Below are 12,009 nucleotides of genomic sequence, written 5' to 3' on the forward strand. Positions count from 1 at the left end.
GGAATAGCGAACTTGAAGGGGAGGTGCCCGCTCATGGACATGAATCAATATTTATCCATGTTTATTGATGAGTCAAATGATCATCTGCAGTCATTGAATGAAAATATGATGGGGCTGGAAGCAAATCCTGAAGATCTAAGTATTGTACAGGTCATTTTCCGCTCCGCACATACCCTAAAGGGTATGGCGGCTACAATGGGTTTTGAGGATTTGGCTTCACTTACGCACCAAATGGAGAATGTTCTGGATTTGGTGCGCAACAACAAGCTGCGGATGCAGGATTTCATTTTTGACACTCTTTTCAAAAGTCTGGACGCCCTGGAAGCCATGGTTCAAGACATTACTAGCGGAGGAGCAGGCAAGGCTGATGTCTCGGCGATTGTAGCTGCTCTGCAGGCCATTGTCCGAGGCGAGGTTCCTTCTGCCGCTGGCGCTGCTGCCGAGGTTACTGCTGCTGCTGCCCAGAATACGGCAAACGCTCCGGTATTTCTCGATGAGTTCCAATACTCGGTTCTGGAGCAGTCGCTTCAGGAAGGCCATAAGGTCCTGTACGTGGATGTAGCCATCCGTACGGACTGTCAGCTTAAGGCAGTACGTGCTTATATGGTCTTTGATCTTCTGGAGCGTTCCGGAGAAGTTGTCAAATCCTTCCCTTCGGTTCAGGACATTGAGCAGGAGAAGTTCGACTACAGCTTCTCCCTCTATTACATAACTCAAAAGGAAGCAAGCGAGATTCAGGCGATGATACTGAATCTGTCGGAGATCGACAAGGTTACTGCGGTGGCGCTTGATCAGGAATCCTTGCGTCAAATGGGGCAAGATTCGGTAGCGGCTACCGCCGAAGCGCCCGCTCCAGTGAAAGAAGCAGCCTCTGCACCCGCTCCGAGCTCTCCGGCTTCTGCGGCACCTGCCAAAGAAGAAACGGCCAAAGCCGCACCTGCCAGAACAGGCGCAGCACCTTCCCGGACGATTCGTGTGGATATTGAGCGGCTGGATGTACTGATGAACCTGTTCAGTGAGCTGCTGATCGACCGTGTCCGCCTGGAGCAGCTTGCTTCAGAGGTGCAAAATACCGATCTTACAGAAACGGTTGAGCATATGGGGCGGGTCAGCGGCGATTTGCAGAATATCGTTATGAAGCTGCGCATGGTTCCGGTAGATACCGTGTTTAACCGTTTCCCGCGGATGATTCGCGACCTTGCGAAATCACTGGATAAAAAGGTTGACCTGATCATTACCGGTGCTGAGACAGAGCTGGACCGCACGGTCATTGATGAAATTGGAGATCCGCTGGTACATTTGCTGCGCAATGCAGTCGATCACGGCATTGAATCCATTCCTGACCGCATTGCCGCCGGCAAGCCAGAGATGGGTACGGTTAATCTGCGCGCCTTCCATAGCGGCAACCACGTTTTTATCGAAATTGAAGAAGACGGTACAGGCATTTATCCGCAGAAGGTCTTGAAGTCTGCTGTGAAAAAGGGTGTAATTACTCAGGAGCAAGCTGCGGCCATGTCGGATGACGAAGCTTATCAGATGTTGTTCGCCCCGGGCTTCAGTACGGCGGAAGTCATCTCTGATGTGTCCGGCCGCGGAGTGGGATTGGATGTAGTAAAGTCGAAGATCGCTTCGCTGGGCGGGAACGTAACCATCTATTCTACACCGGGCAAGGGCACCAACTTCTCGGTTCAGCTTCCGCTGACCCTGTCTATCATCGCAGCAATGCTGGTTCGGATTGGCTCCGAGAAGTACGCTATTCCGCTCTCATCTATTGTTGAAACGGGAATTGTGAAGCAATCCCAGATTCGCACCATTCACGGGAACAAGATGATGGAATTCCGCAACAGTCATATTCCGATCGTTTCACTCAGCAAGATTTTTTCAATACCGGATTATGATGAAAGCACCGAAGAGGAGACCGAAATTGTGGTCATTCGCAAGGGAGACCGTCTAGTAGCCTTGGCGGTGCAGGATTTCATCGGGCAGAACGAAATTGTAATTAAGAATCTCGGCAAATATTTGCCGGAGGTTCAAGGCATTTCCGGCGCTACTATTCTTGGTGACGGACAAGTCGCACTCATTATTGATCCGAATGCTTTTATTAAATAATTAGGATAGAACAGGGAGGTTCGTTCCATGGCTGAAGATATCAAGGTGATTGTGTTCAAACTAGGATCTGAAGAATATGGCATTGAGGTCGAAAAAGTTCAAACCATTGAGCGTATGATGCCGATTACCCGTGTCCCGAAAACCTATGCATTTATCAAAGGGGTTATCAACTTGCGAGGTGTGGTCATTCCTGTTATTGATCTCCGCGGCCGGTTCGGTATTGCAGAGGCGGAACACACAGATCAGACACGCATTATCATTGTAGCTGTGAATGAAATGGAAGTGGGCTTCATCGTAGATTCGGCAAATGACGTAATTGACTTGAACCGGGATTCCATTGATACACCTCCGGATGTTGTAGGTGGCATCAAAGCGAAGTACTTGGACGGGGTGGCGAAAATCGGAGAAGACCGTCTGCTGATTATGCTCAACTTGACTGAAGTGTTGAACAAGAGCGAAATCGTGCAGTTGGAAAGTCTTGAGGGCTAACCTGTGGAGCTATTCAAAAACTTCAAGGATTTCAAAATGGATGTACTTAAGGAAGTGGGAAATATCGGAGCCGGCAACGCTGCCACCGCGTTATCGCAGCTCCTGAACAAGCCGATTGATATGGCAGTTCCTAAGGTGCAACTGCTAAGCTTTGAAGAAATTACCGACAAGGTAGGCGGAGCGGAGGAGCTTGTGTATGCTGTGTTCCTGCGTGTTGAAGGCCAGGCTCCGGGTAACCTGTTTTTCATTCTTACACCGGAAGCGGCGATGAACCTTCTCAGCAGAGTAGCAGGCATCGAGCCTTCGAACGAGGGCGAACTGGGGGAGATGGAGCTTTCCGCACTGAGCGAAATCGGCAATATTTTGGCAGGCTCCTATCTGTCTTCGCTTGCGGACTTTACTTCTCTTTCAATGTATCCTACAGTTCCGGCACTGGCCATGGATATGGCTGGAGCGATTCTGAGCTATGGTCTGCTGCAGTTCGGGCAAATGGGAGATGACGCTTTGCTCATTGACACAACTTTTCTTGAAGGGCAGAATGAAATTGAAGGGCAATTTTTCCTTATTCCCGATCCGGAATCTTTCCCGAAAATCTTCAAATCTTTAGGAGTACCTTTTGATAATGATTGAAGAACAAAGCATTATAAAAGTAGGCATGGCGGATCTCAACGTAGGCAGTCAAGACAGTCTTGTCCGTACAACCGGTCTTGGCTCCTGCGTAGGCCTTACAATGTTCGATCCGGGAATGAAGCTGGCGGGGATGGCGCACGTAATGCTGCCCTCGTCAGACATCGCCCGGGAGGGACAGATGAATATCGCCAAATTTGCAGATACCGCCGTACCGGAGCTTTTATCCCGCCTGCTAGCGCTTGGAGCAGTCCGGAGCCGTATCGTGGCCAAAATGGCCGGAGGCTCACAGATGTTTGCTTTTGCCGGGGGGAGTGACACCATGAGGATCGGGCCTCGAAATGTGGAATCCTGCAAGCTTGCTCTGGAGGCTTTGAAAATTCCGCTGATTGCGGAAGATACAGGCGGCAATTTTGGCCGTACGATAGAAATCGCCTGCAACACCGGAGTGCTCTATATCCGCAGTGTGCAAAAAGGCACTAAGGAAATATAGCGATGAGTGGAAAAATTTTGCTGAGTCTGTTGGTCGGATTGATTGGCTTTGTATTTACTTTTCTTACGAATTACGGGCATAATTTACTTGGGACCAGTCTGATTCGGGGGATGTTTGGGTTTATTGTCTGGTTTCTGCTCGCCTTCCTCTTGAGAATGGTAGTTAGCTTTATAATGAAGCAATCCGGGACTTCGGAGAGCCTTGAGGAGAATCCCAGCACTGAAGCAATTGGGGCCAAGCTTGATGTTACTACTCCGGATGAGGACGAGGAATTAATAAACCTGCTGAAGCAGACGCCGGGAGAAGGGGGCGAGGGCAGTGGTGGATTTGTGCCGCTGCAGCCTCCGAAGCTGGTTTCTATGAAAGATCCTGAAGAATTGGCCAAGGCCGTTCGTCACCTGAAAGAAGAATAAGCGGGTCCTGTGGCGAAGCGGTTATTTTGTACCGCAATATGCCCGCTGACTAAACTTTGGGAAGGGTGAAAGCCGTTGAACGAGCATAAAGCTACTCAATCGGAAACTGACGAGCTCTGGGAGCAGTGGAAAGTGCACGGAAACCCTGAAGCCAAAAAAAAGCTGATTGAGAGTTACCTCCATATCGTTGATTACGTATCCAGCCGTTTGGCAGTGGGACTGCCCAAAAATGTATCAAAGGAAGATTTGGCCAGCAATGGTGTAATGGGATTGATTGATGCGATGGAGAAGTTCGATTACAAACGCGGGTTTCAATTCCAGACCTATGCTTCCTGGCGTGTCCGTGGGGCAATTCTTGATTCTTTAAGGCAAAGCGACTGGGTTCCCAGATCCGTGCGGGAAAAAGCTAAAAAGATCGAAGACGCGTATCAGCAGTTGGAACAAAAATATTTACGATCTGTCAGTGATGAGGAAATGAGCGAATATCTGAATATTACGGAGTCGGAATTTCAAAATATGCTCCAGGATGTAGCGGTAATGTCTCTCTGTTCATTGGAAGATCCTATTCGCGAAGAAGAATCAGAGACCCGTATGTCCATACTGGTGGACGATAAAGCCAAGAATCCGGATCGTAAAGTAAATGAGTTTTATTTGCGCGATACCCTGACCAAAGGCATCGAGAAACTAACAGTGAAAGAACGGACAGTAGTGTCCCTTTTATATTATGAAGATTTGTCTTTGAGCGAGATCGCCGAGGTGATGTCACTGTCGCCTTCACGGATTTCGCAGCTTCATTCGAAAGCCATTTTGCGGCTTAGAGGAACGCTTGAGAAAAATCGCGATCTTCTCATGCAAAATGATTAACCGGGCGACGGTGACAAGGGGGAGCAGAAGTTGATTGGTCATTATGCATTGAGCCAATATGTGAGCATCAGCTTTTCGGAGGATAAGGGGATTGCTTACCTCCAGTTTATTAAGAAGGATGAAAATTTCTCCTGTACAATTGAAGATTTGGAAAGCTTCCTGCACAGTCACGAGATTCGTTACGGTATTCAACAGGACATCGTTCAACGCATCAGCAGTAATCCAGAGGAGTATTTTTTCAGCAGAGTACCTATCGCCATAGGAGAACCCTCTGTGAACGGAAACGACGGCAGAGTAATGCTCACTGTTGACTTGGAAGAGGATCGGAAGCCCTTGGAAAAGGCGGATGGGAAAGTCGATTACAAGGATCTGGTTCGCCTTCATAATGTTCTAAAAGGGCAATTGATCGCCAAAATCATCCCGGCCGAGCCAGGAAAAAACGGCAAAATGGTTACTGGCGAGGAGCTTCCCTTCAAAGCGGGGAGGGAGGCGCACTTCAAAGTCGGCAAAAATGTGCTTGTCGATCAGGAAGAAACATCCATGTATTCGGCGATTGACGGTCTCGTTACTTTAACCGACAAAGGCAAGATTAATGTATTCCCGGTATACGAAATCAATGGAGATGTCGATTACAGCACGGGAAATATTGATTTTGTTGGCACAGTGGTTATTCGCGGCAACGTACTAACCGGGTTTACTGTCAAGTCTGCCGGAGATATCCGTGTCGTTGGCGGCGTTGAAGGAGCAGAACTGATATCCGGAGGTTCCATTGAGATTACCGGCGGAATCATCGGTTACAACAAAGGACTTGTAAGCGCAGGCAAAAATGTAAAGGTCTCCTTTATTCAGGATGGAAATGTGGTTGCCGGTGAGGACGTTATTGTGTCGCAAAGTGTAATGCACTCCAACATTCGTGCTGGCCGCGACGTGCTGTGCAATGGAGCCAAGGGTTTGATCGTGGGTGGAATTGTGCAGGCGGGTGAACGGGTGGTGGCGCGGACCATTGGCAATACGATGTCAACCGCAACGGCAATAGAGGTGGGCGTTGTTCCCGAGCTGAGAAATGAGATTAACGAGCTTCGTCAGGAGCTTCGCCATCTGCTGGAAAATGAGGACAAGACCAACAAAGCGTTATATTTGCTCAATCAGCTCGCGAACAATGGTCAGCTCTCACCTGACAAGGTGGCTCTTCGCGTCAAGCTGAATGCTACCAAGCAATCTCATATGCGTGAAGAAAAGAAGCTTAAAGAACGTGTGCTGGAAATTGAGAGAATGCTTGAGGATACCGGCAGAGCCAGAGTTGAGGTAATCAAGACTATCTATGGAGGCTCCAAGATCGTAATTGGCAGATACACCCGATTCGTTAAGGACCCGACCGAACGTGTTATATTTATTTATAGCGAAGGCGATATAACGATTACGCCTTACGTATAAAATGGCGGGCAGCGGCAGCGGCCGGCCATTCCTTGGCGTTAGGATAGCAAATCTCGGTTGTAATTCCATTCTAGCAGGGAGAGGGTTATCATGAGTCTGAAGCCGGTTGAACTCCAGATTGCTCTGCCCCGGACAACGGAAGCAGGGAAAATTCAGAATGGTCTGCAGCATCGTCCTGCACTGGATCAGCAGCAGTTGGCAGGACAAAATGTCAAACATGCCGAGGCGCTGGCCCAGCGGAGCAGCGAAGTGGACGAGTCCGCTGAATCCGCGCTGCGGGACGATGGCGGCCGGGGAAAACATTCGGGAGGTCAAGCTTCCTCACATAAGGAACAGAAGCCGGAGACCAGCCATGATGCCGAGCACCCGTACAAGGGACACCGGATTGATCTTAGTCTTTAGAGCATGTAAATGAATTGAACAGCAAAAGGAGATAAGACACTTGCAACCATGGGTATATATCGTGCTGGTAGGCGCTGTCGCTATCGTTTATGCCCTAAGACTGCCTTCGCGCACTAACGAAACAGCAGAGAAACAAAGCCTGAAGGAAACAGAGGCCGCACTTGAGCTGTATATGGCAGATATCGAGCGTGACAATGATAAAATGCTGCAGCTTGTCACCGGCATCAAACAACAGTCCCAGAATAACAGGGAAGCACTGCAGGAAGAGATTGCCGCTTTGCGTGCGCAGGTGGCTGAGCTGCAAAAAAGCTCGGTGATGCTTGACGCCAGACTGACTGCAGAAGAAAAGAGCTTGCTTCAGTTATCGGCTGCTTACAGCAAAGATTCGGTTGCCGCAAAGACAGCTACTGCGGAAACGGCTGTGGAATTGCCTGAACCAAAGCCGAAACCAGTTAGTTCAATTAAGCTGCGCTATCCGCGTCTGTTCGAGCTTCATGAGCAAGGGAAGTCAATTGACTCTATTGCTAAGACGGCTGGGCTTCAGCGTGGTGAAGTGCAACTGATTCTGCAGCTTGCCAAGCAGGAGGAATCCGTATGATCAAGAATCGTTCCTTCATGTTTGGTCTTGGTGCCGGCTTGATTATCGGTGCTCTGCTGCTTCAACTGATGATCTCTGCAGGCGCCGCTCCAATGTCCAAAGATCAGCTCATCAAGGAAGCGGCCAAGCTTAATTTAACAGTAGCTGATAAAGCGGCGGACAAGCAGGTTGAAGAGGGCCAGGCCGCTGAGCAGGGCAAGCAGGGGGCCGCAAAGGATGATCCTGCTTCCGCTCTTCCTTCCGGCACTGTTCAGCCTTCGGCATCGCCGAAAGCGTCCCCTCCAGCAGCCCCTAAGGCAGCTTCTAAGCCGACTGCTGCTGCAACACCTGCGGAGCCGGCAGCCCCAAGTTCCCCAGTCTCCTCTGCTGCGGTCAAACCTCAGGTTAAGGCTTCGCCAGTGCTTCCGCCTTCTACACCTGAACCTGCGGCTGCCGGAACAATACCTGTAAAGATTCCCAACGGTATTACGCTCACAGAAACCGCAGACCTTTTGAGCGAAGCTGGGGTTGTTAAGGACAAGGAGAAGTTTCTGCAGACTGCCAAAGACCGCAAAGCCAATACCAGAATTCAGTATGGCAGCTATTCTTTTACAAAGGGCGAGAGCATTAACTCTGTCATTGATAAGCTGATCACCGTGAAATAAACTTTGCATTGCACAGGGAAAAGAAGAAATTTACACGAAGCGTTGCATACGTTATTCTATTATGGTATAGTAATTGACGGTGTTAAAACACACGCCGGTTGATTTCTGCAAGGGGTGCTTTCTTCTGAAGAAAGTCTTGCAGAGAAATGACACTCGGCGGAGGAGACACACAATAAACCAAATCTAGGAGGTGTGTGAAGATGGCAGTAATCTCCATGAAACAGCTTCTCGAAGCTGGGGTACACTTCGGTCATCAGACTCGTCGTTGGAATCCAAAGATGGATCGTTATATCTTCACTGAAAGAAACGGAATTTACATTATTGACCTGCAAAAAACGGTTAAAAAGGTAGAGGAAGCTTACAACTTTGTAAAGAGTGTGGCTGCCGACAACGGAACAATCCTGTTCGTAGGAACTAAGAAACAAGCACAGGATTCCGTAAAAGAAGAAGCTGAACGTTCGGGTATGTTCTTCATTAACCAACGTTGGCTCGGGGGTACACTGACCAACTTCCAAACGATTCAGAAGCGTATTGACCGCCTGAAGAAATTGGAACTGTGGGAAGAAGACGGTACCTTTGCAGTTCTGCCTAAGAAAGAAGTTATCCTTCTCCGCAAAGAGAAAGATCGTCTTGAAAAATTCCTGGGCGGTATCAAGAACATGAAAGGTCTGCCTAGCGCGCTGTTCATCATTGACCCGCGTAAAGAGCGTATCGCTGTTGCGGAAGCTCGCAAATTGGGTATTCCTATCGTAGCCATCGTTGATACCAACTGTGATCCGGATGAAATCGACTACGTAATCCCAGGCAATGACGACGCTATCCGCGCTGTGAAATTGCTGACTGGAAAAATGGCTGATGCTGTTGTGGAAGCTCACCAGGGCGAAGATACAACTACAGCCTAAGCAGTAGCCGGAACTTAACAAGAACTTAAATGAAAAGGGTGGTTGGCAGGTGGATAACCTCTCACTGCCCTTTTTTTAGGATAATGAGCTTGAAGCCGTGCAACATAACGACAATTATCTGGAGGGAATAAACAATGGCAGTAGATGCAAAAGCAGTAAAAGAACTTCGTGAAAGAACAGGCGCAGGTATGCTGGATTGCAAAAAAGCGCTGGAAGAAGCTAATGGTGATATCACCAAAGCGGCTGAATTGCTGCGTGAGAAAGGCCTTTCTGCAGCAGCCAACAAAGCTGGCCGTATTGCGACTGAAGGCGTTGTTGAGTCTTACATCCACGCTGGCGGACGTATCGGCGTACTCGTTGAAATCAACTGCGAAACTGACTTCGTAGGCAAAACTGATGCTTTCAAAGAATTCGCACGTGATATTGCAATGCAGATCGCAGCAGCGAACCCGCTGTATGTTCGTCGTGAAGAAGTACCTGCAGAAGCAGTAGAGAAAGAAAAAGAAATCCTGAAAGCTCAAGCGCTGAACGAAGGCAAGCCTGAGAAAATCGTTGAAAAAATGGTAGAAGGCCGCATCAGCAAGTTCTATGAAGAAAACTGCCTGCTTGAGCAAAGCTTCGTTAAAGACCAAGATAAGACAATCTCTCAATTGCTGAACGAAAAAATCAGCACAATCGGCGAAAACATCTCCATCCGTCGTTTTGTCCGTTACGAGCTGGGCGAAGGTCTGGAAAAGAAAGTTGACAACTTCGTAGAAGAAGTAATGGCGCAAGTAAATCAATAATAAATACTGCTTACAGCATATAGAATTGAATAAAGGCAAGCATCAAAAGAACGGAACACGTACACGTAGTGTTCCGTCTTTTGTAAGAAAGTGAGGGTATACAATTGGAACAGCCGGTATTTAAGAGAGTAGTCCTTAAGGTTAGCGGTGAATCACTTGCAGGACAAAACGGATATGGTATTGATGCCGATACGATTATTTCCATCGCGGAGCAGATCAAGGAAGTTGTCGAGCTTGGAGTTCAGGTTGCTATTGTGTGCGGCGGGGGCAATATCTGGCGCGGAATCGCAGGCAGTGCGAGCGGTATCGACCGGGCGACAGCCGATTATATGGGAATGCTGGCAACAGTAATGAACTCCCTTGCTCTGCAAGACGCACTTGAGCAAATTGATGTGCCGACACGGGTGCAAACTTCGATCTCCATGCAGCAGATTGCTGAGCCTTATATTCGCCGCCGTGCGATTCGGCACTTGGAGAAAGGCCGTGTAGTTATTTTTGCCGCAGGTACGGGTAATCCGTTCTTCTCTACCGATACGACAGCAGCGCTTAGAGCAGCCGAGATTGAGGCAGAGGTCATCCTGATGGCGAAAAATAAAGTCGATGGAGTATATTCCGCCGATCCTTTCAAAGACAGTACAGCCGAGAAATATGAGCAGCTCACCTACATGGAGGTGCTGAACAAAAACCTTGGTGTCATGGATTCCACCGCTTCCTCACTGTGCATGGATAACAATATACCGCTCATTGTGTTTGCCATTACAGAGCAGGGCAATATCAAACGTGTCGTTCTGGGTGAAAAAATCGGGACGATTGTTAAAGGGAGTGTAGATTAATGCCACAATCGGTCAAAAAAAATGCCGAAGAGCGTATGGAAAAAGCGATTCTATCGCTAAAACGCGACCTGGCAACATTGCGTGCAGGACGCGCTTCTGCGTCGCTGCTCGATCGCATCCAAGTTGAATACTACGGTGCGCCTACCCCTATTAATCAGTTGGCTAACATTAGCACACCGGATTCCCGGACACTGCTGATCCAGCCTTGGGATAAAACCTCGATGTCCGACATCGAACGTGCGATTATGAAATCTGATATTGGGATTACACCAGCCAACGACGGTTCTGTCATCCGCCTTTCTATCCCGCCGCTTACTGAAGAGCGCCGCAGTGAACTTGTGAAATTCACCAAGAAATTTGGTGAAGAAGCTAAGGTGGCGATTCGCAACATCCGCCGTGATGCCAATGATGACATCAAAAAGATGGAGAAAAACGGCATTTCGGAAGATGAATCCCATGGGCACCAGGAAGACATTCAGAAGTCAACGGATAAGTTCATAGCTGAAGTTGATAAAGTGCTCTTGGCTAAAGAAAAAGAGATCATGGAAGTATAAAGAAATTCAAGAGACTTCAGGCCCCTCCGTTTATGGTGGGGTTTGTCTCTTTCTGATAAGAGCTTGGAGGAAACGGAAATGATCAAACGGATTCAAGCGTGGTTGAGCCGTAAAGACAGGCAGCAGCCAGTTGAGATTTCACCGGATAACATTCCCCGGCATGTGGCTGTAATTATGGATGGCAATGGCCGTTGGGCCAAACGCCGTGGCTTGCCGCGCATTGTTGGACACCAGAACGGGATGAAAGCGGTCAAACGCACCACAATTGCAGCAAATGATTTGGGAGTGGAGTTTTTGACCATGTACGCTTTCTCTACCGAGAACTGGAAACGGCCAAAGGACGAAGTGGATTTCTTGATGCGTCTGCCTGTGGAGTTCCTGGCTCTTGAGCTGGATGAGCTTATCGAAAAAAATGTACAAGTCCGCGTAATGGGGGATACCGATGCCTTACCTGCTCATACCCGCAACGCGATGGAAGAAGCAGTTGCCCGGACGAAGCACAACACTGGACTTGTCTTGAATTTTGCACTCAATTATGGTTCGCGTAAAGAGATTGAGGATTGTATGCGAGATATGGGCCGGGATATTCAGGCTGGGTTGCTGTCTCCGGATGAGATTACTTCTGAGCTAATTAATAACAGGCTGTTGTCTGCCGGGCTGCCCGATCCGGATCTGCTGATCCGTACCAGCGGGGAGATGCGGCTCAGCAATTTTATGCTGTGGCAGATTGCTTACAGCGAGTTCTGGTTTACAGATGCTTATTGGCCGGAGTTTGACAAGTCGCATTTGCAGCAGGCTGTGGCGGAATATCAGCGCCGCACACGGCGATATGGCGGACTGAAGTAGCCTGATGGGAGATGGG

Annotated in this window: 15 protein-coding genes; all 15 read left to right on the forward strand. The window is 48.8% G+C overall.

All coding sequences use genetic code 11. From position 1 onward, the window contains the following. Nucleotides 1-33 precede the first annotated feature (33 nt). The 15 genes from B212_RS0109620 to B212_RS0109690 all read left to right on the forward strand — a co-directional run bounded on the left by B212_RS0109620 (nucleotide 34) and on the right by B212_RS0109690 (nucleotide 11,993). Nucleotides 34-2,109, forward strand: coding sequence for a chemotaxis protein CheA (locus tag B212_RS0109620; RefSeq protein WP_019910428.1), 2,076 nt, complete (start codon nucleotides 34-36; stop codon nucleotides 2,107-2,109). A 27-nt stretch (nucleotides 2,110-2,136) separates the two neighbouring features. Then, a complete protein-coding gene (locus B212_RS0109625) occupies nucleotides 2,137-2,598 on the forward strand; it encodes a chemotaxis protein CheW (protein ID WP_019910429.1) in 462 nt (153 codons plus the stop codon). Nucleotides 2,599-2,634: 36 nt separating this feature from the next. Beyond that, a complete protein-coding gene (locus B212_RS0109630; protein WP_442950110.1) occupies nucleotides 2,635-3,228 on the forward strand; it encodes a chemotaxis protein CheC in 594 nt (197 codons plus the stop codon). Further along, on the forward strand, nucleotides 3,221-3,718 hold the full coding sequence (locus tag B212_RS0109635) for a chemotaxis protein CheD (protein WP_019910431.1): 498 nt from the start codon (nucleotides 3,221-3,223) through the stop codon (nucleotides 3,716-3,718). The genes B212_RS0109630 and B212_RS0109635 overlap by 8 nt, the downstream gene beginning before the upstream one ends. Before the next feature lie 2 nt (nucleotides 3,719-3,720). Beyond that, complete coding sequence (locus B212_RS0109640) at nucleotides 3,721-4,131, forward strand: hypothetical protein (protein WP_019910432.1); 411 nt, start codon at nucleotides 3,721-3,723, stop codon at nucleotides 4,129-4,131. 75 nt (nucleotides 4,132-4,206) lie between these two features. Continuing rightward, nucleotides 4,207-4,995 (forward strand): FliA/WhiG family RNA polymerase sigma factor, encoded by a 789-nt coding sequence (locus B212_RS0109645; RefSeq protein WP_019910434.1) that lies wholly within the window; start codon nucleotides 4,207-4,209, stop codon nucleotides 4,993-4,995. Nucleotides 4,996-5,025: 30 nt separating this feature from the next. Further along, nucleotides 5,026-6,429 (forward strand): DUF342 domain-containing protein, encoded by a 1,404-nt coding sequence (locus tag B212_RS0109650; protein WP_019910435.1) that lies wholly within the window; start codon nucleotides 5,026-5,028, stop codon nucleotides 6,427-6,429. 90 nt (nucleotides 6,430-6,519) lie between these two features. Beyond that, entirely contained in the window at nucleotides 6,520-6,831 is a 312-nt protein-coding gene (locus B212_RS0109655) for a hypothetical protein (protein WP_019910436.1), read from the forward strand. A gap of 40 nt (nucleotides 6,832-6,871) precedes the next feature. Beyond that, nucleotides 6,872-7,429, forward strand: coding sequence for a hypothetical protein (locus B212_RS0109660; RefSeq protein ID WP_019910437.1), 558 nt, complete (start codon nucleotides 6,872-6,874; stop codon nucleotides 7,427-7,429). Continuing rightward, nucleotides 7,426-8,073 carry a hypothetical protein gene (locus B212_RS0109665; RefSeq protein WP_019910438.1) on the forward strand — a complete coding sequence of 216 codons (648 nt, stop codon included), beginning with the start codon at nucleotides 7,426-7,428 and terminating at the stop codon, nucleotides 8,071-8,073. Before B212_RS0109660 ends, B212_RS0109665 begins: the two co-directional genes overlap by 4 nt. Before the next feature lie 200 nt (nucleotides 8,074-8,273). Then, nucleotides 8,274-8,975 carry a 30S ribosomal protein S2 gene (gene rpsB, locus B212_RS0109670; protein WP_019910439.1) on the forward strand — a complete coding sequence of 234 codons (702 nt, stop codon included), beginning with the start codon at nucleotides 8,274-8,276 and terminating at the stop codon, nucleotides 8,973-8,975. A gap of 134 nt (nucleotides 8,976-9,109) precedes the next feature. Next, entirely contained in the window at nucleotides 9,110-9,760 is a 651-nt protein-coding gene (tsf, locus tag B212_RS0109675) for a translation elongation factor Ts (protein WP_019910440.1), read from the forward strand. 104 nt (nucleotides 9,761-9,864) lie between these two features. Continuing rightward, nucleotides 9,865-10,593 carry a UMP kinase gene (gene pyrH / locus B212_RS0109680; protein ID WP_019910441.1) on the forward strand — a complete coding sequence of 243 codons (729 nt, stop codon included), beginning with the start codon at nucleotides 9,865-9,867 and terminating at the stop codon, nucleotides 10,591-10,593. Next, nucleotides 10,593-11,147 (forward strand): ribosome recycling factor, encoded by a 555-nt coding sequence (gene frr / locus B212_RS0109685; protein WP_019910443.1) that lies wholly within the window; start codon nucleotides 10,593-10,595, stop codon nucleotides 11,145-11,147. Before pyrH ends, frr begins: the two co-directional genes overlap by 1 nt. A gap of 78 nt (nucleotides 11,148-11,225) precedes the next feature. Continuing rightward, nucleotides 11,226-11,993, forward strand: a complete 768-nt coding sequence (locus B212_RS0109690) for an isoprenyl transferase (RefSeq protein ID WP_019910444.1) — start codon at nucleotides 11,226-11,228, stop codon at nucleotides 11,991-11,993. Nucleotides 11,994-12,009 lie beyond the last annotated feature (16 nt).

Origin of the sequence: Paenibacillus sp. HW567 (assembly GCF_000374185.1) — a bacterium.
In the GTDB taxonomy this organism is placed as follows: Bacteria; Bacillota; Bacilli; order Paenibacillales; family Paenibacillaceae; genus Paenibacillus_AQ.